General features: G+C 41.7%; 21 protein-coding genes. 10 read left to right on the top strand and 11 right to left on the bottom strand.

Going from position 1 to position 21,939, the window contains the following annotated elements; genetic code table 11:
• Nucleotides 1–8 precede the first annotated feature (8 nt).
• The 6 genes from J4E06_RS05690 to J4E06_RS05665 are packed head-to-tail and all read left to right on the top strand — an operon-like array spanning nucleotide 9 to nucleotide 6,103.
• Nucleotides 9–980 (top strand): stage II sporulation protein M, encoded by a 972-nt coding sequence (locus J4E06_RS05690; RefSeq protein ID WP_349523073.1) that lies wholly within the window; start codon nucleotides 9–11, stop codon nucleotides 978–980.
• Complete coding sequence (locus J4E06_RS05685) at nucleotides 964–1,854, top strand: hypothetical protein (protein ID WP_349523072.1); 891 nt, start codon at nucleotides 964–966, stop codon at nucleotides 1,852–1,854. The genes J4E06_RS05690 and J4E06_RS05685 overlap by 17 nt, the downstream gene beginning before the upstream one ends.
• A complete protein-coding gene (locus tag J4E06_RS05680; RefSeq protein ID WP_349523071.1) occupies nucleotides 1,855–2,586 on the top strand; it encodes a DUF4129 domain-containing protein in 732 nt (243 codons plus the stop codon).
• Nucleotides 2,579–3,796, top strand: a complete 1,218-nt coding sequence (locus tag J4E06_RS05675) for a DUF4350 domain-containing protein (protein ID WP_349523070.1) — start codon at nucleotides 2,579–2,581, stop codon at nucleotides 3,794–3,796. The genes J4E06_RS05680 and J4E06_RS05675 overlap by 8 nt, the downstream gene beginning before the upstream one ends.
• A complete protein-coding gene (locus tag J4E06_RS05670; protein WP_349523069.1) occupies nucleotides 3,786–4,769 on the top strand; it encodes an AAA family ATPase in 984 nt (327 codons plus the stop codon). The genes J4E06_RS05675 and J4E06_RS05670 overlap by 11 nt, the downstream gene beginning before the upstream one ends.
• A 2-nt stretch (nucleotides 4,770–4,771) precedes the next feature.
• Nucleotides 4,772–6,103, top strand: coding sequence for a DUF58 domain-containing protein (locus tag J4E06_RS05665; RefSeq protein ID WP_349523068.1), 1,332 nt, complete (start codon nucleotides 4,772–4,774; stop codon nucleotides 6,101–6,103).
• Nucleotides 6,104–6,308: 205 nt separating this feature from the next.
• Here the strand turns inward: J4E06_RS05665 and J4E06_RS05660 are convergent, their stop codons facing one another.
• From J4E06_RS05660 to mnmA, 3 genes are read right to left on the bottom strand one after another with little or no spacing between them, the layout of a single operon-like run.
• Nucleotides 6,309–6,782: a hypothetical protein gene (locus J4E06_RS05660; protein WP_349523067.1), complete on the bottom strand. Its 474-nt coding sequence runs from the start codon at nucleotides 6,780–6,782 to the stop codon at nucleotides 6,309–6,311.
• 49 nt (nucleotides 6,783–6,831) lie between these two features.
• Entirely contained in the window at nucleotides 6,832–7,773 is a 942-nt protein-coding gene (locus tag J4E06_RS05655) for an NAD(P)H-dependent flavin oxidoreductase (RefSeq protein WP_349523066.1), read from the bottom strand.
• Between the two features lie 48 nt (nucleotides 7,774–7,821).
• Nucleotides 7,822–9,012 carry a tRNA 2-thiouridine(34) synthase MnmA gene (gene mnmA, locus J4E06_RS05650; protein WP_349523065.1) on the bottom strand — a complete coding sequence of 397 codons (1,191 nt, stop codon included), beginning with the start codon at nucleotides 9,010–9,012 and terminating at the stop codon, nucleotides 7,822–7,824.
• A gap of 201 nt (nucleotides 9,013–9,213) precedes the next feature.
• On the opposite strand from mnmA, the gene J4E06_RS05645 reads away from it, so the two are divergent.
• Nucleotides 9,214–11,085: a fasciclin domain-containing protein gene (locus J4E06_RS05645; protein WP_349523064.1), complete on the top strand. Its 1,872-nt coding sequence runs from the start codon at nucleotides 9,214–9,216 to the stop codon at nucleotides 11,083–11,085.
• Nucleotides 11,086–11,366: 281 nt separating this feature from the next.
• Here the strand turns inward: J4E06_RS05645 and yidC are convergent, their stop codons facing one another.
• The 3 genes from yidC to J4E06_RS05630 form a co-directional block, all read right to left on the bottom strand.
• Nucleotides 11,367–13,235: a membrane protein insertase YidC gene (gene yidC / locus J4E06_RS05640; protein WP_349523063.1), complete on the bottom strand. Its 1,869-nt coding sequence runs from the start codon at nucleotides 13,233–13,235 to the stop codon at nucleotides 11,367–11,369.
• A 66-nt stretch (nucleotides 13,236–13,301) separates the two neighbouring features.
• Nucleotides 13,302–14,936, bottom strand: coding sequence for a CTP synthase (pyrG, locus tag J4E06_RS05635; RefSeq protein WP_349523062.1), 1,635 nt, complete (start codon nucleotides 14,934–14,936; stop codon nucleotides 13,302–13,304).
• Between the two features lie 49 nt (nucleotides 14,937–14,985).
• The gene (locus J4E06_RS05630; RefSeq protein ID WP_349523061.1) at nucleotides 14,986–15,228 is read right to left on the bottom strand and encodes a DUF3820 family protein; all 243 of its coding nucleotides are present in this window, start codon (nucleotides 15,226–15,228) and stop codon (nucleotides 14,986–14,988) included.
• 43 nt (nucleotides 15,229–15,271) lie between these two features.
• Here J4E06_RS05630 and J4E06_RS05625 point away from each other — a divergent pair, with 43 nt between their 5' ends.
• Nucleotides 15,272–16,138, top strand: a complete 867-nt coding sequence (locus tag J4E06_RS05625; RefSeq protein ID WP_349523060.1) for a hydroxypyruvate isomerase family protein — start codon at nucleotides 15,272–15,274, stop codon at nucleotides 16,136–16,138.
• A gap of 36 nt (nucleotides 16,139–16,174) precedes the next feature.
• Nucleotides 16,175–16,702, top strand: coding sequence for a hypothetical protein (locus tag J4E06_RS05620; RefSeq protein WP_349523059.1), 528 nt, complete (start codon nucleotides 16,175–16,177; stop codon nucleotides 16,700–16,702).
• 64 nt (nucleotides 16,703–16,766) lie between these two features.
• Here the strand turns inward: J4E06_RS05620 and J4E06_RS05615 are convergent, their stop codons facing one another.
• Nucleotides 16,767–16,961, bottom strand: coding sequence for a hypothetical protein (locus J4E06_RS05615; RefSeq protein WP_349523058.1), 195 nt, complete (start codon nucleotides 16,959–16,961; stop codon nucleotides 16,767–16,769).
• A 56-nt stretch (nucleotides 16,962–17,017) separates the two neighbouring features.
• Between J4E06_RS05615 and J4E06_RS05610 the strand changes: the two genes are divergently transcribed.
• Nucleotides 17,018–17,242, top strand: a complete 225-nt coding sequence (locus J4E06_RS05610; RefSeq protein ID WP_349523057.1) for a helix-turn-helix domain-containing protein — start codon at nucleotides 17,018–17,020, stop codon at nucleotides 17,240–17,242.
• On the opposite strand, the gene J4E06_RS05605 is transcribed toward J4E06_RS05610, so the two are convergent.
• The 4 genes from J4E06_RS05605 to guaA are packed head-to-tail and all read right to left on the bottom strand — an operon-like array spanning nucleotide 17,220 to nucleotide 21,835.
• Nucleotides 17,220–17,759 carry a DUF922 domain-containing protein gene (locus tag J4E06_RS05605; RefSeq protein ID WP_349523056.1) on the bottom strand — a complete coding sequence of 180 codons (540 nt, stop codon included), beginning with the start codon at nucleotides 17,757–17,759 and terminating at the stop codon, nucleotides 17,220–17,222. The two genes, J4E06_RS05610 and J4E06_RS05605, sit on opposite strands and share 23 nt — an antisense overlap.
• A complete protein-coding gene (locus J4E06_RS05600; RefSeq protein ID WP_349523055.1) occupies nucleotides 17,747–18,151 on the bottom strand; it encodes an OsmC family protein in 405 nt (134 codons plus the stop codon). Before J4E06_RS05600 ends, J4E06_RS05605 begins: the two co-directional genes overlap by 13 nt.
• The gene (locus tag J4E06_RS05595) at nucleotides 18,129–20,306 is read right to left on the bottom strand and encodes a LysM peptidoglycan-binding domain-containing protein (protein ID WP_349523054.1); all 2,178 of its coding nucleotides are present in this window, start codon (nucleotides 20,304–20,306) and stop codon (nucleotides 18,129–18,131) included. The genes J4E06_RS05600 and J4E06_RS05595 overlap by 23 nt, the downstream gene beginning before the upstream one ends.
• Nucleotides 20,303–21,835 carry a glutamine-hydrolyzing GMP synthase gene (gene guaA / locus J4E06_RS05590; RefSeq protein WP_349523053.1) on the bottom strand — a complete coding sequence of 511 codons (1,533 nt, stop codon included), beginning with the start codon at nucleotides 21,833–21,835 and terminating at the stop codon, nucleotides 20,303–20,305. The genes J4E06_RS05595 and guaA overlap by 4 nt, the downstream gene beginning before the upstream one ends.
• Nucleotides 21,836–21,939 lie beyond the last annotated feature (104 nt).

The raw sequence follows: 21,939 nt of genomic DNA, 5'->3' as shown, positions 1-21,939 counted from the left end.
TGGATGTAATGCGCGAGGCCGCTTTTGTTAGGCAAAATAAGGATAAATGGGCCGCTTTTGAAAATGCCCTGATCAATAAAGGGCAACTTCATCCTGATGAGCTTTCAGATCTTTACATTGAGATCACCGATCACCTGAGTTACGCAAAGACATTTTACCCTGGGAGCAATACCCAGATATATTTGAATACCCTTGCCTCCCAAGCGCATCAAAAAATCTATAAGACCAAACGGGAATCCAGAAACCGTATTGTTCATTTTTGGAAAACGGAGTTCCCAACAATCTTCAAACAACATCATCGGGAATTACTCATTTCGTTCTTGGTGTTTGCTTTTTTCGCTGCGGTGGGAGCTTTCTCCGCTGCAAACGAAGGGGACTTTGTGCGTTCCATTTTGGGCAATGGCTATGTGAACATGACACTAGAGAACATTGAAAAAGGGGATCCCATGGCAGTTTACAAAGAACAGGGCGCTTTCAATATGTTTTTGGGCATTACCATAAACAATATTAAGGTAGCCATTTATGCCTTTGCCTTTGGTATTTTTTTAGGGGTCGGAACCCTCTACATCATGCTACAGAACGGTATTATGCTGGGGAGTTTTCAGTACTTTTTTTATGAGAAAGGACTTTTGTGGGAGTCGGCACGCACCATTTGGATTCATGGAACCATCGAAATTTCCGTAATCATAATTGCGGGTTGTGCTGGACTTGTATTGGCCAATGGCATTCTTTTTCCCGGTACTTATACTCGATTGGAATCCTTTAAAAGAGGCGTTAAAAACGGGCTTAAAATAATGGTGAGTACGGTACCCTTCTTTATAATCGCAGGTTTTTTGGAAGGTTATGTTACCCGACATACCGAAATGCCCGATTGGCTGGCAATTTTCATCATATTGGCTTCGTTGTCCTTGATCATATATTATTACGTTATTTATCCAAATCAAATCCATAGAAAAACCACCCATGCAGACAACCAATAACTACATCGAGTTTAAAAAGCAGCGCGAATTGGGCGAAATCCTTTCCGATTCCTTCGGTTTTATACGAAATGAGTTCAAACCTTTTTTCGGAACCATTTTAAAAATTGTGGGACCCTATATTTTAGTGATGTTGATTTCCATGGGGTTTTATATGTATACGATCGGCGATGTTTTTAACCTCACCACTATCGGAAATAGAACAGTTAATTGGGCTTCTCCAGTTATCATGGTCATATCTGTGCTCGCATTGATGTTAAGTTCCATAGCCGCCTATGTGCTGGCGCAAGGAACTGTGCTATACTATATCAAATCGTACATAGACCATAAAGGCGAGACAAATTTTGACGAGATCCGTCAGGGTGTTTATGGATCTTTTTGGTCCCTTATCGGTTTGGGTATTCTAGTCGGATTATCAGTATTTGTCGGGGCCTTGTTTTGTTTAATACCCGGTATTTATCTGGCTGTTCCACTTTCTATTTCTTTCGCCATTCTTGTTTTCCTTAAAAAAGACACTATGGAATCTTACCAATATAGTTTTACCTTGATCAAAGAAAACTGGTGGATTACCTTCGCTACACTTTTTGTGATATATATTATCGTGATGATTGCCACATATGCCTTTAGCTTACCGGGAGTAATTTACACTTGGATAAAAATGGGCATATTCTCGGGCGAGATGGATGCAGAAAACATGAACCTGTTCAGCGACCCGATCTACCTTTTGTTGAATATTCTTAGTAGCTTGGTTCAATTTCTGATGAATATTATATTACTGGTAGGCACTTCCCTTGTATTTTTCAACCTCAACGAAAAGAAAAATTTTACGGGTACTTTTGAGCGCATTGAAAGCCTTGGAAAATCTTCAGAGGAATAGATGCACAAGAAATTGATCTTATCATACCTAATACTATCGTGGACAATTCTTTTTGCCCAAAATGATTCTATTGTCAAATATGATGAATCGGATATTGAACCCATTGCATTTAACCAAGAAGACCTTGAGACCTATAAGGGAGATGATGCCTTTAATTATGAAGAGGTAACAGCAGAAAGCACTTGGTGGACCGATATCACCAATTGGTTCTACAATATGTTACGTCGGTTTTTTGAATGGATCTTTGGTGTTGGCAATGCCGAAGGTTATTTGGCGATGTTTTTAGAGATTCTCCCTTATTTGCTCCTAGCACTGTTCCTGTATCTGGTGATTCGTTTTTTTATCAAATCCAATATGCAAGGGATGGGCATAAACAAAAAGAATCCAAATGTGGTTTCACTGTCCGAAGATGAGCACATCATCAAAAATGAGGATATTCAGCAATTGATTAAAAATGCATTGGTTGATAAAAACTATCGACTTGCCGTTCGATACTATTACTTATATATCTTGCAATTGCTATCGGAACGGGGAATGATAGATTGGCAACAGCAAAAAACCAATGATGAATATCTGAAAGAACTTTCCGAAAGCAACCTTAAAATTGATTTTGGAAAAGCCACCATGCTCTATGATTATGTTTGGTACGGAGAATTTGACCTGGACCAATCCAGATACGAGAAAGCCGAAGTTGTATTTGCATCCTTAAAAAAATCAATAGTCCATGTCTAAAAAAGGATGGATATACATAACAATCGGTGTTTTGACCCTGGCGGCCATATTTGCTATGGAATACAACAAGCCAAAAAAAATCAATTGGTATCCTTCGTATGTATCCCATCATAAAATACCCTATGGCACTTACATATTGAATGATTTAATGGAAAAGTACTTTCCCAATAACGTGCAACAGATCCAAAAACCTCCTTTTGAACTCCTTAGACGTGCCGACTCCATTAAAGGAACTTACTTTTTTGTAAACGAAACTGTCTCTTTTGAAGAGGCCGAATTAAATGCCCTTTTGGAGTGGGTGGACCAAGGCAATACCCTTTTTGTCGCCTCGGACTATTTTGAGAAAAAATTATTGGATACACTGCATTTGGAACAGACCAACGTTTATAATGATGAACAGTTGGAGCCTCTTTTTTATTATGAATTGGTCAATCCGAAAATCAAGCATAAAAGAGTTCAATTTACCAAGGACTATTACACTACCAGTTTTGATCGATTGGACACCTTGCGCACAACGGTTCTCGGCCAAGTTTATGCCAAATCGGACAGCACGGATACCACTACCAAACATATAAACTCCATAAAGCAAGCTTTTGGGAAGGGAGAGATCATATTGATCAGTTTTCCTAAGGCATTCACCAACTATTTTATCCTAAAGGATAACAATCAGGAGTATACAGCTGGCCTTCTATCCTATCTGGATAAAAATGAACAAATCTATATGGATAACTTCCATAAATCGGGGAAATCCTTTTACACCTCTCCCATGTACCTGTTCCTGAACACCAAAGAATTCAAGTGGGCCTACTATCTTGTGCTTATCGGAGCCCTCATTTACATAATTTTTGAAGGGAAACGAAAGCAACGAGCCATTCCCGTTGTAACCCCTTTAAAAAATCAGACCTTGGCATTTACGCGTACCATTGCCGATATGTATTTTGAAAAAGGGGAACTGCCCTTGATAACAAAACATAAAATTGATTACTTTTTGGAATACATCAGATCCAAACTGCATGTTTCTACCCAAAATTTGGAAGACGAAACATTTTTGAGGAATCTCTCTCTTAGAAGCAATACTGATTTAAAAGAAGTAAAAGCTTTGATGAGCTTAATCTCAAAACTGAAGGCCAAACAGTACGTGACCGAAACCGAACTAAAGAATCTGAATCAAAAAATACAAGCATTTAAAGCAAACGTTGATGGAAAATAACGACCTGAATTTTAACAGCAGAGTCCCCTTGGAAGAACTAAGGAACACTGTGGAAGAGATAAAAAAAGAATTGTCCACCATAATTGTAGGGCAAAAAGACTTTATAGAACTCCTGATCATTTCAATTCTAGCAGATGGACATGCTTTGATAGAAGGGGTTCCCGGCATTGCAAAAACGGTAACTGCCAAACTCTTTGCGAAAACACTAAAAACAGAATTCAGCCGTATTCAATTTACGCCGGATTTAATGCCGAGTGATATTCTGGGAACATCTGTATTCAATACTAAGACAACGGAATTCGAGTTTAAAAAAGGACCCATCTTTTCAAATATTATTCTGATTGATGAAATCAACCGTGCTCCTGCCAAAACCCAGGCAGCACTTTTTGAAACCATGGAGGAACGGCAAGCCACCGTGGACGGCACCACCTATAAAATGGGGCAACCATTCATGGTTTTGGCAACCCAAAACCCCATAGAGCAAGAAGGCACCTATGCGTTGCCCGAAGCTCAATTGGACCGTTTCCTTTTTAAGATCAAAGTGGATTACCCTTCTGTTGAGGAAGAAATAATAATTCTGCAAAACCACCACGAGCGAAAGGGTGAAAAACCACAAGACCAAATAAAAGCGGTGCTTACCCCTAAAAAACTATTGGAGTTCAAAAAGAATATTCACGAAGTGGTGGTCGAGCAAAAAATATTGGACTACATCGCCAATATTATCACACAAACCAGGAACCACCCGCACCTGTATTTGGGAGCTTCTCCTCGGGCCTCTATCGCTACCTTAACTGCGGCGAAAGCTTTTGCAGCGATTTCTGGGCGGGATTTTGTTACCCCTGAAGATGTGAAAAAAGCTTTAGTACCCGTATTGAACCACAGGGTAATCCTGACTCCAGAACGCGAAATGGAAGGCATGACCACCGAAAATGTAGTCTCCATGATTATGGAGTCCGTTGAAATTCCACGATAAGCATGGCATTTCTTCGGTCGCTCTACATACATAATATTTTCTTTCGGTATATCGCCCTCCTATCGGCATGCTTTATAATTTCGTATTGGATCCCCATCCTTTATCCTATTGCTTGGTTATTGGTATTCCTTTTAATGGCATTCTTCTTCTTGGACCTGTATTTTTTGTACGCTACTCAAAACGCCATCAAAGCACATCGAAATCTACCGCGGAAATTATCAAACAGCGACCAAAATATTTTATCGGTTCATCTAAATTCCAAATACCCTTTTAAAGCGGAAGTATCCATTATTGATGAATTGCCCGTTCAGTTCCAAAAAAGGAATTTTGAACATAAGGCCAAATTGCAAAAAGGAGAACCCCATTATTTTGAATATTCGGTGCGGCCAGTAGAACGTGGCGAATATATATTTGGAAACTTGATTGTTTTTGCTTCCTCTCCCCTGCGCATCATCAAAAGAAAATATCTGTTCCAAAAGGATCAAATGGTGCCGGTGTATCCTTCCATTATACAAATGCAGCAATACGATTTTTTGGCCACCAGCAATCGTTTGACCGAGTTCGGGTTAAAAAAAATACGGCGGATTGGCCACACCCAGGAGTTTGAACAAATCAAGGAATACATAAAGGGTGATGATGTCCGGACCATAAATTGGAAAGCAACTGCCAAAAAGAATCAGTTGATGGTGAACCAGTACCAAGATGAAAGATCTCAGCCCATTTATTCTCTCATAGATACGGGTAGGGTCATGAAAATGCCATTCAATGGTTTGAGCCTACTCGATTATGCTATTAATTCAACCTTGGCCTTTTCCAATGTAGCCCTCAAACGAAACGATAAAACAGGATTGCTCACATTCTCCAAAAAGATTGAAACCTTCGTGCCCGCTGTGCAAAAACTCACACACTTGAATACCATAATGGAGAACCTTTACAAAGTTGCCACGAATTATTCGGATTCCGATTTTGGACTGTTATATGCCCAGGTAAAACGCAAGATCAATCAACGTAGCCTTTTACTGCTTTACACTAATTTTGAACACATATCAGGGCTAAAAAGACAATTGCCCTATATATTGGCCATGGCCAAAAAGCATATGTTGGTGGTTATTTTCTTTGAAAATACGGAGTTGGAATCCCTTATTGCCGAAGATGCGGAAGACCTGCAAGCCATCTACCATAAAACCATCGCAGAGAAATTTTCTTTAGAAAAGCGGTTGATGCAGAAAGAACTTCAGAAATACGGTATCCATACCATTTTGACCAAACCCGAGGAATTGACGGTGAACACCATCAATAAATATTTAGAGATAAAAGCGAGGGGGATTATTTAATGCCTCTTGTATTTTTGATTTAAACGCAAATATCGTCAGTTCGAGTTTTTTCATTTATGAAAAAGTATCGAGAACTATATCATTTTGTCTTTGCAATCATAGGTCTCGATACAATTTTTATAGTTTTCACTTAAAAAATAACTCGAAATGACGGATTTCGGTCAAAACAATTCTCGACTCGATAAAAGTGAAAGCAAGTATCAATTTATTTTACCGTAAGCTGTTGATTGGAAATTCCCAAAGTGTTTAATGAAGGGGGCTTGTTGTCGAGTAAAACAAACTCATATTTTGGCATAAGAAGTTTCCTATCTTGCTTTATATGTAAATGGGAATATCGGCCGCGTAACCTGCCTCGATCATCCTTTTTGGAAAAAAGATCTATGGTAACCCCTACGGTGATTCCCCCAAGAATCGTTGCTACAAGATCATCATTGTCCCATCCATTTTCTCGTTGTCCGGCATCCACGGTTTCTTTAGCCAATCCGATAAGGGTACTGCCCGCAACAGACCCTACAAAAGTCCAAATACGATTCCCTTCTGAGGCTTGTTTGGCAATTCCGGCTCCTGCAAGACCAAAAAGGCTACCGCCCAAAAAATGCAGTGCTTTGTCCCGCTCCACTTGCCCATGGCACTGGGAGGCGAGCACAAAAAAGAGTAGTGTGGGGATTAGTGTTCTCATTGCGCTGCGTAAAAGTATTAAAAGTTTGCCTAAATTTTAGAGTAATGTCTCAATACTCCTGTATTTCCGCTTTTGCTTGCTGGAATTCAGCCATAAACTCTTCTACAATTGCTGCGGCAGGTTTTATGTTGTGAATCAACCCGGAAACTTGGCCTATTTCCAGTTCTCCCTCTACCATGTCACCTTCGAACATTCCCTTTTTGGCCCTGGCCCTACCCAATAGTTCCTTCAACTCTTCTTTAGTGGCACCGTTGGCATAGGCTTGCTGCACATCCTGAAAAAATTTGTTTTTGAGCAATCGTACAGGCGCCAACTCCTTCAAAGTGAGCTGGGTATCACCTTCTTGGGCATCCACTACCCGTTTTTTAAAAAGTTCGTGAGACGATGCTTCGGGGGAGGCCACAAACCTGCTCCCTACTTGAACTCCGTCCGCTCCGAGAACCATCGCAGCCAACATGGCTCTTCCCGTGGCAATCCCTCCAGCAGCAATTAGAGGAACACTTATTTTTTCTTTTACGGATGGTATCAGCACCATGGTAGTTGTTTCATCTCTACCATTATGTCCACCGGCTTCAAAACCTTCGGCCACGATGGCATCTACACCTGCTTCTTGAGCTTTCAGCGCAAATTTTACACTGCTGACTACATGAACAACGATGATGCCTTTCTCTTGAAGAAATTGGGTCCAGGTTTTGGGATTTCCCGCAGAAGTGAACACAATCTTTACCCCTTGTTCTACGATAATGCCCATCAACTTTTCAATGTCAGGGTACAGCATGGGAACATTGACGCCAAATGGTTTGTCCGTAGCTTTTTTGCATTTGATGATGTGCTCCTCCAACACTTCTGGATACATACTGCCCGCTCCCAACAAGCCCAGACCACCTGCGTTTGAAACCGCTGAGGCCAAGCGCCAACCACTGGCCCAGACCATTCCCGCTTGGATAATGGGATATTCTATTCCGAAAAGTTGTGTGATTCTATTTTGCATGAAAATTTTGTTCAGTTTCCACCAAAATAATCAAAATAAAGAAGCTGACTACGAAATGACCCCGGAACCAATCAGCTCATCCTTACTATACCAAGCTGCAAACTGTCCCTCGGTAATAGCGGATTGTTTCTCCTTAAAATCCACGTACAAACCGTTTTCTACTTTGTAGAGAGTGGCTGGCTGCAAGGGCTGACGATATCTAATTCGAGCCATTACTTCCATAGTTTCATCCACTTCCAAAGCCAGATCGGGGCGTACCCAATGGAGTTCGTCCTCTTTAATAAAAAGTGTATTTCGCAATAGTCCAGGATGTGATTTACCTTGGCCTGTGTAGATGATATTCTTATCCACATCGGTCTCGATTACGAACAGGGGCTCTTTGGTACCACCAACATTCAGTCCTTTTCGCTGTCCGATGGTAAAATAATGTGCGCCTTGATGCTCTCCAACCACTTTCCCGTCGCTTTCAGAATAAACGGGTTTCTCTGCTTGAAAGACCAATTTTTCCCTTTCACTTTGAAAATCTGGGGTTGCAGTCGCGAATTGGGAAGCATCGTTGGGCACTTCCACAATCACCCCTTTTTTAGGCTTTAATTTTTGTTGCAAAAATTCGGGCAGGTGCACTTTACCGATGAAGCACAATCCTTGGGAATCTTTTTTATCGGCCGTGATCAAATTATTGTCCGCAGCTATTTTTCTTACCTCTGGTTTTAGCAACTCTCCAATGGGAAACAATGTTTTGGACAATTGCTCTTGGGAAAGTTGACACAAAAAATAGGACTGATCTTTGTTTGGGTCTCTTCCCGCCAATAGCTGATAAGTTTCGGTTCCATCTTCATTTTGGATGGTTCCTTTTCTGCAATAATGTCCCGTTGCTACGTAATCGGCCCCAAGTTGTAGGGCGATTTTCATAAACACATCAAATTTTATCTCCCGATTGCAAAGCACATCTGGATTTGGAGTCCTTCCTCTTTCATACTCATTGAACATATAATCCACGATACGCTCTTTGTATTCAGCACTTAAGTCCACCGTTTGGAAAGGGATGCCCAACTTCTCTGCCACAATCAAAGCATCATTGCTGTCCTCCAACCACGGACATTCCTCAGAAATGGTCACAGAGTCATCATGCCAGTTCTTCATGAACAGACCTATCACGTCGTAGCCCTGCTCTTTGAGCAAATAGGCGGTCACACTGGAGTCCACCCCTCCCGAAAGTCCAACAACAACCTTTTTCATTACTTGTGTTTAAGGATACAAAAGTACGAATTGGTGTTTAGTTAATATAGTAAATATATCTTAAAGGAAATGTTGCCGCAGTCTTAACGCTAGCTTCCAATATTCTTATTTTGTTAAATTTTTAGCTTAAAATGTTAAACACTATTGGATTCCTTTTGTTTAATTATACTTTTAAATCGTTAAACAAACATCTATAACAACATGAAAGCATTAAAACATTTAACCCGACTTACCTTTTTATTTTTATTCATCGGATTCACATCGTGTTCCGATGACGACAACGGATCCACTCCTCCACCCCCAGAAGAAGGAGATAACATTGTTGAAGCTGCGCAAGCCACCAGCGAACTGAGCTCTTTGGTAGCAGCGCTTCAAAAAGCCGATGAAAGCGCCAACAATGATTTGATTACCGCACTTAGTGGTGAAGGCCCATTTACGGTATTTGCTCCAACCAATCAAGCATTCACCGATTTACTTGCACAACTGGACGGTTTTGATTCTTTGGATGATTTTAGTTCCGAACAACTACAAGATTTACTAGCTGTGATTTTAACTTATCACGTGGTGGGAGATGCTGCGCTTTCAACCGATTTGAGCGATGGCATGAGCCTAACAACCTTACAAGGTTCCACTTTGCAAGTTTCTACCCAAGGGGGCGTATTTATCCAAGATGCAACCGACGTGGATGCGGAGGTTACAACTGCTGATATTGAAGTCTCCAACGGTGTAGTGCATATCATAGATAAGGTATTGTTGCCACAAGCTGTTCTGGACGAACTAGCGGACATTCTCTTAGTGCCAATTACAGACTTGGCTATTGGCAATGAAAATCTTCAAAATTTGGTTGCCGCTCTTACCGCAGCCGATGGAGACCTTCCTACGGTATTGCGCGGAGATGGACCTTTCACCGTATTAGCTCCAACCGACGAAGCATTTGAAACTTTTCTTGACGGTGCTGCTCTAGAAGACGTGCCTGTTGATGTTTTGACCAACGTATTGCTTAATCACGTAATTAGTGGGGAGGTTACTTCATCAGACCTTACAGGACTTGGTTCTGGCTACACAAGTACATTGGCAACTGGAGCTGGTGAGCAAAATGTGAGTTTGTTTTTTGATACCACCGACGGTGTAACTTTCAATGGTGCTTCATCAGTCGTAACGGCAGATGTAAAAGCAATCAATGGAATTGTGCACGTAGTTGATGCCGTAATAGATATTCCAAATATTGTGGACCACGCGGTTGCTAACCCAGGACTTTCCTCTTTGGTAGGCGCTTTGACCGATGGCGGAAATACGACCTTTACCGATTTACTATCCAACGAAGAAGAAACGTTTACCGTATTCGCTCCTGGAAACGATGCCTTTAGTGCATTTACCAATCCAAATTCAAATGATTTGAATGCAATCCTTTCCAATCACGTGATTGTGGGAGCTGCTGCGTTCTCTACAGATTTGACAAATTCTTATGTGAACACGGCTGCTGAATATGCTACTGACGAGAATTTAAGTCTATACATTAATACGGATGATGGTGTAACACTAAATGGTACCAGTAACGTGGCAATGGCAGATATCGTAGCGAGCAATGGAGTTATACACACCGTAGATGCTGTAATCGATTTGCCAACAGTGGTAACTTTTGCCGCTGCTGACCCTAACTTCTCTACTTTGGTAACTGCATTGACAGAGTTGACGCCAAGTACGGATTTTGTAAGCGTATTATCAGCACAAGATGGTGCGGGAAGCGATCCATTTACCGTGTTCGCCCCTACCAACGCCGCATTTGATGCCTTGGCCAGTATTCCTGAAGAAGCTGACTTGATTCCAATATTGCAGCACCATGTAGTGGCAGGAGCCAATGTACGCTCCGGTGACTTGATGGATGGTGCCACTGCAACCACTTTGGAAGGTGATGACCTTACCTTTACCCTACCGGGAACTGGTGAAAACATTGCCGATATCACCGATGGCGCTGGAAACACGGGCATTGGAATCAGTGCCGCTGATGTTCAAGCGATAAATGGTGTGATTCATGTTGTGGATACCGTATTGCTACCGGATACAATGAACTAAGTTTTGATTTTTTATCATAGATAAAGTGCATGGAAAAGCCCCCTCAACTAAAGTTGAGGGGGCTTTTTATCCATAGGATTTACCGTTCATCGATGACACATCAAAAACGGATTGTCTGCCCACAAAAACAAGCTGTTTGACAACTTTTTATTTTTTGAATGTAGGTATTACCGCATCTTTGGAGTCCCAAATCTTTCCAAACTATACCTATAAATGGAAACTCCCCCAAGAAAATCTTGAGGGAGTTTTTTATTTGAACCAAAAAGTATGCTAACTCGGGATTATCTTTTTCCTGATTTCTTTTGCTCTTCGGCCTGTTCCATCATCTCGCGCATTTTACGCTGGAACTTGTTTTCTTTTTTAGGTTTCTTCTTGTTCTCCTGTATCTGTGCATGGATTTTATCCTCGTCCAGAATGTAATTCTTAATCGCCAGCATAATAAAGATGGTAATCAAGTTGGAAACGAAATAATACAAACTCAATCCACTCGCGTAGTTGTTAAAGAAGAACAACATCATAACGGGTGATAGGTACATGATGAATTTCATGTTCGGCATTCCCGGTTGCTGTTGCATCTGCATGCTCTGTCCCGTTGTCATCTGCATATAGAAAAATATGGCCACGGATGCTAAAATCGGGAACAAGGATACGTGGTCACCATAAAATGGTATGGTAAACGGTAATTCGAAAATAGTGTCATAAGATGATAAATCCTCAGCCCATAAAAACGGTTTTTGTCGCAACGCAAAGGAAGTCGGGAAAAACATGAAAAGGGAGTAGAAAATGGGCAACTGCAACAAGGCGGGCACACAACCGCTCATGGGGCTTACCCCTGCCTTATTGTAGACCTTCATAGTCTCCTGTTGCTTTTTCATGGCATTGTCCTTATACTTTTCGCTGATTTCCGAAATTTCAGGTTTCAATACTTTCATCTTTGCTTGGGACAAATACGATTTGTAAGTCACCGGAGAAAGGGCCAATCGTACCAAAATCGTCATGATCACAATGGCTATTCCATAGGGCAAGAACGAACTCAAGAACGTATAGAACGGGGTAAACACGTAACGGTTGATCCATCCAAAGATTCCCCATCCAAATGGTATGGAATCGGCAAGGCCCAAATCTTGATAATCATCGAGCACCTTTACATCGGTTGGTCCGTAGTACCAATACATATTTTGTGACAATTCACCGCCTTGAAGCTCCAATGGGGCTCTTGTGGTATATGCTTTTGTAAACTGAAGCTCTTTGCTCTCTTCCTCGACCAAGTTGGTGGAAGTTAAATCCGCTGTTTTAAAATGATCGTCCGTTGCCAAAATAGAACTGAAAAAGTGCTGACGGTACGACAGCCACTTTATATCTACCTCGGTTTCTTCGTCAAAATCGCTGCTTTCCGAAAGCTTGCTAATGCTACCTTCGTCGTGATTGTACGTTAAGCGGGTATATCTATTTTCGTACTGCACGCTTTTGTCGTGGCGCAATCCTTTTAAATCCCACTCCAAGGTAACGGGCTTACTGGTATTGAAAACTCCGCTCAAACCTTGGGAGCGCACGGTAAAATCAACCAAATAGTCGTTTGGCTTCATTTCGTAACGATACTCCAAAAATTGGTTGTTGGCCACTTTGGCCTTCATGGAAAGTACTTGGTTATCCCCACTTTGGGTAAGGGACGGCTCAAAGTAAAGGTCTGCGGTACTAAGAACGCGATTGTCGGAAGTGGTAAAATTCAGGGCAAAATTGGCATTCCCTTCCTTTACCAGATAAACCGGTACAGAATCGTGCGTCACAAAATTCTGCATTTTGGCCTCTACGATTTGTCCACCCTTATTGGATACTTCCAGTCGAAGTACTTCATTTTCCAAAATGGTTGATGCATCCACCGTTTGTGTAAATCCAAAGGCACCCACCGTATTTTTGTACTGGGCCACTGCTGTGGAATCCTGTAAATTGATGGTCGGCGTTTCCTTTACAGGAATCGGCGCAGCCTCTTCCTCTGCTTTGGCTTCCTCCGCTTCAATCTGCGCTTGCTCTGCTTGTTGAGCTTCTAACTCTTCTGGCGTGGGCTGATTTTGGTAAAACATAAATATGAGTATCCCAAAAATCAGTACAAATCCAATAACGGATTTAATATCCAGCTTCTTTTCTTCCATGAATCCTATTTAGTAGAAATATTTTATTGGTATTTCAGGTGGCAAATATATGCCCAAAACCGCGTTTTATGCCAAACTGGCATTGTTTTGTTTCTGTTTTTGGGCCAATACCGCCTTAACAAACCCTACAAACAACGGATGTGGGTTGGCAACTGTACTTTTGTATTCTGGGTGATATTGTACTCCCACAAACCAAGGGTGAGAAGGAATTTCCACCACTTCCACCAAACCTGTTTTTGGGTTTAGCCCGGAAGCCACCAATCCAGCTTGCTCCATTTGCTCCTTATACTTGTTGTTGAATTCGTAGCGGTGCCTATGGCGTTCTTCAATATCCGAGGTTCCGTAAATTTTTTCCGCCAAACTGCCTTCTTTAAGGTGACAGTCCCAAGTACCCAAACGCATAGTTCCGCCCATATCGGTAATGGATTTTTGCTCTTCCATTAAACTAATAACAGGGTCCGGTGTTGATGCGTTCATCTCGGTAGAATTGGCTTTTTCCAGACCAAGTACTGTTCTGGCAAACTCAATGACCGCCATTTGCATACCCAAACAAATACCCAAGAAAGGAATATCGTTCTCGCGGGCATACTTTACAGCCTTTACCTTCCCTTCGATGCCTCGTTCCCCAAAGCCAGGAGCCACCAAAAGACCGTCAAGGCCCTTCAGTTTTTTGTCTATATTTTTTGCTGACAGATGTTCGGAATGAATTGACCGTACCTCAACATCCACCTCATTGGCAGCTCCTGCGTGGATAAAGGCCTCTTGTATGGATTTGTAGGAATCAGGAAGCTCCACATATTTACCGATTAACCCAATAACAACCTTATCCTTTGGATTTTTATGGCGTTCCAAGAACTCTTTCCATTGATCGAGGTTGGGTTCGGTATCATTGGGAAGTGCCAGTTTTTCCAAGGCAACGGTATCCAACCCTTCTTCCTGCATCAACAAGGGCACATCGTAAATCGTGGAGGCATCTATGGATTGGATTACCGCCTCTTTTCTAACATTACAGAACAGTGCCAACTTTTCCTTGATGTCCTCGGAAATTTCATGCTCGGTTCTGCAAACCAAAATATCGGCTTTTATTCCACTTTCCATTAAAGTTTTAACGGAGTGCTGGGTTGGCTTTGTCTTCAATTCGCCTGCTGCCGATAAAAATGGCACCAAAGTCAAATGAATTACAATACCATTGTGTTCTCCCAATTCCCAAAGCAACTGACGAACAGCTTCAATATAGGGCAAGGACTCAATATCCCCTACCGTACCTCCTATTTCAGTAATAATGATGTCGTAATCACCACTCTTGCCCAAAATTTGGATACGCTCCTTGATCTCATTGGTAATATGGGGCACCACTTGTACGGTCTTGCCCAAAAACTCACCTCTACGTTCTTTTTCGATAACGCTTTGGTAGATTCTTCCTGTAGTTACGTTATTGGCCTGGGAAGTGCGAACATTTAAAAAGCGTTCGTAGTGGCCAAGGTCCAGGTCGGTTTCTGCACCATCGTCGGTCACATAACATTCGCCATGCTCATAAGGATTCAGTGTTCCCGGATCCACATTGATGTAGGGGTCTAATTTTTGTATGGTGGTTCGGTAGCCCCTGGCCTGTAGTAACTTGGCCAAGGATGCGGCGATAATTCCCTTACCCAATGAAGAGGTAACGCCTCCCGTAACGAAAATGTACTTGGTATCTGACATATTGATGATGCTATTACGGGGCGTAAAATTAGTAATTGCTGGGCAAAAATCAGGTAGATTCGCGAGGAAAATCTTTTTGCAGCTTTCTGATGATGGGTTCCAAGTTGTTATCCTTGATGGTCAACATCGTGTTCAAGTAATCGCCCAGCTTCCCTTTGGGGAAACCTTTTTGGCGGAACCAAACCAGATAGGGCAAGGGCAAATCCACTAGATAGCGCCCTTTGAATTTGCCAAAGGGCATCCTGTAATGTGCCAGTTCCAAGAGTTGTTTTGAATCGGGGCGTATTTCCATATCTAGGTCTAAAATACTATCTTTCCCAGAACAAATCCGAAAAATGAAACGTAGAAATTTTATAGCCACTGCTGCCGTTGGGTCTGCAGGACTGGCCTCGACCTCTGCCCTGGCTTCAAACAGCCCTGGGCCAACCAAAGAATTTAAACTCAAGGGCAATATTAACCATAGTGTATGTGAATGGTGTTTTAACGATATTCCCCTAGTGGATTTTTTAAAGACCCTGAACGAACTGGGTGTCAAGGCCATTGACCTCGTAGGTCCCGATAGATGGCCCATATTAAAGAAGTACGACATACATTGCTCCATGTGCAATGGAGCCGAAATTGGTCTGGACAAAGGCTGGAACAATCCGAAATACCACGAGCAGCTCATAAAAAACTACACGGAAATGATTCCGAAAGTTGCTGAGGCCGGGTATACCAACCTGATTTGCTTTAGTGGCAACCGTGATGGGATGAACGATTATGTGGGACTGCAAAACTGCGTGGACGGACTTTCCCAAATTATGCCCTTGGCGGAAGAGCACGGTGTTGTCATCCAAATGGAGCTTTTTAACCAAGTGAACCATCCGGATTATATGTGCGATAACTCTTTATGGGGCGTGGAACTGTGCAAGCATTTGGGCAGTGACAATTTTAAATTGTTGTTCGATATCTACCACATGCAAATCCAAGAAGGCGACATTATCCGAAGTATTCAAAATTATCATCCCTATTTTGGGCACTACCACACGGCAGGCGTTCCCGGCAGGCATGAGATTGATGAAACACAGGAACTTTACTACCCTGCCATTATCAAGGCCATTCACGACACCGGATTCAAAGGCTACGTGGCCCAAGAATTTATTGTAACCTGGGACGATAAGATTGCGGCGCTAAAAGATGGGTTTATGCGGTGTGATATATGACTATTCATTCATGCAATCTTGATAGACATTTAGAAAATGATTGATTCTGAAATAGAAAAATTGCTGAATGAAATAAACGAATCCGAAGTTTATAATTTCAAATTAAATTTTGAGAATTATGAAGATGAGATTATATATAGAAAATCCATAAACCACCTTGAAAGAGAGTTAAAACTGATAAGAAAGCCATTCGAAAATGAAGCTATTTTAGAATTAACTCATTTTGGAAAAAGAGTAATTAAAAAAGGGGGATGGATTGAATACTCGCGAATAGAATCTGAAAAAGAAAAACGCTCTGATAAGAAAGATATTTTTGACTTTAAGGTTTCGAAATATAGATATCATACTTTTTGGTGGTTCTTCGCCTTCGCTACCCTTGGTTCAGGATTAAGCATTTTTAATTTTGTTAAGGGTTTTTCTCCTTCAGAAAAAAATATTCAACTAGAAAAAAGAATTGAAAAAATGGAATTAGAGATGGAAAAATCTAGAACTTCAAAACCCACTCAAAAAAACACTGATTCTTTGACTAAATCTAATACTATAGAAAACAATCAAAATCAATAATTGCTTATTGTATAGTCATTAATAAGCATACAAAACTGCTTATGATAATTCCTTATACATTCATTTACCCCCTCAAAACCCTGACCACTCCCCTAAGTGCCGTGGCCACTTCTTGTAGTTCGTCTCTGGAAAAGGTGTCTTCTTCCACATAAAACAACATCTCCACCCCCAAATCCAACCAATTCGCCAAAGTTTCGGGGGTACCATAACGATTCTCGATTATTTGGGACAACTCGTCCAATTGATTATTGTTCATCATAAAATAGTACGATATATAGGTCTACAAATCTAAACAAAATATGAGACTTTAGACCCATGACGAAAATTAGAGATGAAAAATACCTGAAAGCACTTGGTAAAAGAATCAAGGAAATCAGAAAACAAAAAGGCATCTCTACCTATGATCTCTCCTACGAATCCAACATTTCTCGTAGTCAAATAAACTCAATTGAAAAAGGGGACATCAACACATCCATCTGCACTTTAAAGGCATTGGCCGATGCCATGGAATTAAAAGTTAAGGATTTGATTGACTTTTAAGGGCTTCTGCAATCTTTTGGTTCCACTCCAACTGCTTTTCCCTGTTTCGGGAAAAATTGGTTTCCCAGTCATAGCGCTCTTGATACGTTTGCAGTTCTTTGAGGATATCAGCATAAATTTTACGTACCTCCGCTTTTACATCATCGGAAAAAGAAGTCCTTCGAAGTTTATCGCGCATCTTACGCGCAAAAACCTCAGTGATGTCAAAATGAAGCTGTTCGTGGGCCAAGGTATTTTCGTTGCACAATTTAGGGCGGTACCAAGATTCGTTTGGATAAAAATAAGCGTTCACCTCAAAATCCAGTTTAACCTCGTGGTGCAACAGATTGGCCGAATAGGAATAACTGATGCCGCTGGCCGTGGATGCCGCGGATTCTTCGGTAGGTGGTACTTTCCCCTTAAATTTGGCCCAAGTTAGGCGTATGTTCTCATTCCACGGAACTCCCTCCTCGATTTCTTGCGCCAGTCCAAAAAAACCAAGTAAAAGAAGGCATCCTATGGCAGTTATTTTACCCAATTAAAATCGATTACTTTTTCAATGTCGGGATGCAAACTGTAATGTACCGGGCAGGTATTGGCGGTATGCATCAAAATTTTTCTGTGTTTTTCGGAAACCGATGAGGTCAGCTCAAATTTCACTTCGATCTTGGAAATCCTTCTGGGGTTGGCCGCCATATGTTTGGTGACCTCAGCTGTGGAACCCGTTAAATCCACATCCATATCACGGGCCTTTATGCCCATCATGGTCATCATACAATTGGCCAATCCGGTGGCTACGGTATCTGTGGGCGAAAATGCCTCTCCTTTGCCGTTGTTGTCCACAGGTGCATCTGTCAGGTATTCGCTTCCAGAGCGCAGGTGAACACAGGTTGTTCTAAGGTTTCCGTTATAGGTTACTTTTGCTGTCATCTTTTATATCGACTTCTTTTATCCTCAAATCTTCATACTCCATAATATAGCAGGCACGATTAAAATAACCGGAAGCCCAATCATTGAAATAGTCAAATCCATTTCCGGCATACTCCGTTAGTCCAATATATTTTGAGGTTTCAAACAGGTTCTTCTTGTAGGCGAGCTTGAGCAGCACATCCATGGTAACATCAAATCCTCGAACGGCATATCTATCGGGCAGTACCCCGTTATATTTTTGGGTATATGCCTTTGTAAATGCATCGTTACCTGATTCTTTGTAGAGCGAGGGATATGTGAATTTTAGATTGGAAAGATGGGTTTTGGAAACCGCATCATCTTCAAAAGCTCCATTGTAACTGGTAGTAAACATACGAACCTTGATTTCTTTTGCTTCCTCCTCGCCAACAACTCTGGCATTTGCAGAATTTAAAATGGAGGTAACACTGGCCACCATATTGGGCTGATCTGTTTCCAAAAACACCCAGTTTTCCCTATCCTCGGAAAGCTGAACCAAAAATTCATCCAAGTGCAGCGACCTGTTATCAATCACCTTGGCTATTTGCGCCGAAGGAAATTTACTCAATATGGAATCGTGTGCTACTTGATGGGTGGAGTCCGCGATAATGATGATGTTCTCATCCTTGTGGATTTTTTCCATATAGGATATCATTTTTTCACGAAGCACCACATCTCTTGGCACAGAAAAGAACACGTTGCTATGGCTCAATTTGCTGTCGGAAGAAATCGGAGCGATTACGGGAATATTTTTGCCAGCAGCTTTAACGGCCACTTCATCCAACGGTCCTGCAGCCAATGGGCCAATAATGGCATCTACGCCTGTCAAGGTCTCCCTAAACAAAATTTCCTTTACCTTAGCCTGGTCCAATTGGGTATCGTAGGTTTTTACATCTACTGAAACCCCTAGTTTTTTAATGGAATCCAAAGCTACCATGGCCCCTGTGTAAAATCCAAGGCTCAAGGCAAGGTCCCTGCGGTTTTTGATAAGCTCTTCGGCCTTCTCGGTATCGTTCACATTGACCTTGTCCAATCTAAACGGAAGCATAAAGACCAACTTTGGCCTGTTCTCTACGTTGATGCTATCTATCAAATTGATTTTATCCAGTACCAAGGCATTCTTCACTTCTAATTCTTCAGCCTTTTCTTTGGGCAATTTTAAAACCATTCCCGCTTTTAGGCCATTTTCCAAGGCGGGGTTCAAACGGAACAACTCATCTCGTGTGATTTTCAGGTTTTGGGTGATTCTAAAAATGTTTTGCTTGGGCTTTACTTCATAAAAAATGAAGTTTTCGGTGTTTACCTCTCCTTTATCGTCCTTCTTTTTTGGCAATCGAACCACCATGCCTTCTTTGAGGCCACCCTCTTTAACAATCTCGGGGTTCAACCTAACAATGGAATCCGTTGGAATACCATACGTTCTTCCCAAACTGTAAAGGGTCATTTTTGGTGGTACCGTATACGAAGTGAAAATTTCCGTTTTTTGTTCTTTGAGACTATCTCCTTTTGGTCTCGGCAGTTTCAATTCTTCCCCAGCGGCCAAATAATTGGTGTTTTTGTCCAACTCGGGATTCAATACCAAAAGGCTGTCCACACTTATACCATATTTGTGTGCAATGCTCCAACGGGTTTCTTTGGGTTGAACGGTATAGATCTCAAAGTCCAGTTCTTTTTCTTCATCGGGATCAACCTCTGGAAATACAGGAATCTGGAGTATCATTCTCCGATCAAGGGTTTCGGAATACAAATTGGTATTGTATCGTTTGAGCTGATCTTCGGTAATATTGTACTTCTGGGTTAATCCAAAGAGGGTTTCCTTTCTTCGTACCCTGTGCCGAACAAAACGAATTGGCTTCACCTCTTCTTCTTGCTCTTCCTCCTTGGTCTCCGTTTTCTTTTCTGCAGTTTGTCCATTCAAAGGAATTATAAGAATGGTGTTTTCCTTTACATCGGAAGCACTTTTGATTTCCTTATTGGCCTGCAAGATACTATAAGGGGTCACCCGGTATTGTTGAGAAATGCTTTTAAGCGTTTCCCCTTCTTTTACAGCATGCGTTGCGTAGTTTTGTGCAGAAACCGGAACCATGGCCAACAAAAGGACCACGGTAAAAACCAGTTGTAACATATGTTTTTTCATTCCCATTCTATAGTTGCCGGTGGTTTTGAGCTAATGTCATACACCACTCTATTAACGCCTTTAACCTTGTTTATTATATCATTAGAGGTCTTTTGTAGGAATTCGTAGGGTAAATTTACCCAATCGGCTGTCATACCATCGGTACTTTCAACGGCTCTTAGGGCCACACATTTTTCGTAGGTACGTTCATCTCCCATAACTCCTACGCTATCTACGGGCAAAAGCATGGCTCCGGCCTGCCAAACCTTGTCATAAAGTCCCCATTTTTTTAATCCATCAACAAAAATGGCATCCACTTCTTGCAAAATGGCCACCTTTTCCGGGGTAATGTCCCCCAAGATACGGATTCCCAAACCAGGACCTGGAAATGGGTGCCTTCCTAAAATTTCCGCTGGCATATCCATACTTGCCCCTACTCTTCGCACCTCATCTTTGAACAACATTTTCAAGGGCTCCACTACTTTCAATTTCATATAATCGGGCAATCCTCCTACATTGTGATGACTTTTTATTACTGCTGATGGTCCTCCGCTCGCTGAAACCGATTCAATCCTATCTGGATAAATGGTTCCCTGTGCCAACCATTTTGCATTTTCCACCTTGTGCGATTCGTCATCAAAAACCTCAATAAAGACCCTGCCAATGATTTTTCTTTTTCCTTCAGGATCGGATTCTCCCTTCAAAGCGTCCAAAAAGCGTGCCGAAGCATCCACGCCCTTTACGTTAAGCCCCATATCTTTATATTGGTCCAAGACACTTTCGAACTCATTTTTACGAAGCAACCCGTTGTTTACGAAAATACAGTACAAATGGTCTCCAATAGCTTTATGCAACAACATGGCCGCCACGCTGGAATCCACTCCACCGGACAGTCCCAAAATTACTTTTTCATCACCGATTTCCTCCTTTAGTTCTTCCACCGTTGTTTCCACAAAGGCATCTGGCGTCCAATCCTGTTCCAGTCCGGCAATGTTCACCAAAAAGTTTTCCAAAAGCTTTTTACCGTCAGTGGTGTGGTATACTTCAGGGTGGAATTGAATTCCGTAGGTCGCTTCACCATCAATTTTATAGGCAGCGTTCTCCACATCGTGGGTACTTGCCAAACGTATGGCTCCTTCCGGAAGTTCCTTAATGGTATCGCTATGGCTCATCCATACCTGGCTACCCTCTCCAATATCTTGCAAAAAATCATCCTCTGTATTTACATAGGATAAATTGGCCCTACCATATTCACGGGTGGCCGATGGTGCCACGTTCCCCCCATTAAAATGGGACAAATATTGTGCACCATAGCAGATTCCCAGTAAAGGTTTTTTGCCTTTTATTCCCGATAAATCAGGATGGGGAGCCTGTTCCGAACGCACTGAAGATGGAGAACCGGAAAGTATAACAGCCTTATACTCCGACAAATCTTCCGGCAGTTTGTTATAAGGTTTAATCTCTGAATAAATGTTAAGTTCCCTAACGCGTCTTGCGATCAGTTGTGTGTATTGGGAACCAAAGTCTAGGATGAGTACGTTGTTATGCATGGACAAAAATAGCAATTTGCTTTAGTTGCAAAAGTATCTTTTAAAGGTTATTTAAGACAACTTTTTCCATCAAGTTATTCCCAAGGGTTATTAACAATTCAATC

This window comes from Allomuricauda sp. NFXS6 (assembly GCF_040148835.1).
In the GTDB taxonomy this organism is placed as follows: domain Bacteria; phylum Bacteroidota; class Bacteroidia; order Flavobacteriales; family Flavobacteriaceae; genus Flagellimonas.
The sequence above is the reverse complement of the archived record's forward strand: the minus strand, read 5'-3'. Positions and strand labels throughout refer to the sequence as shown.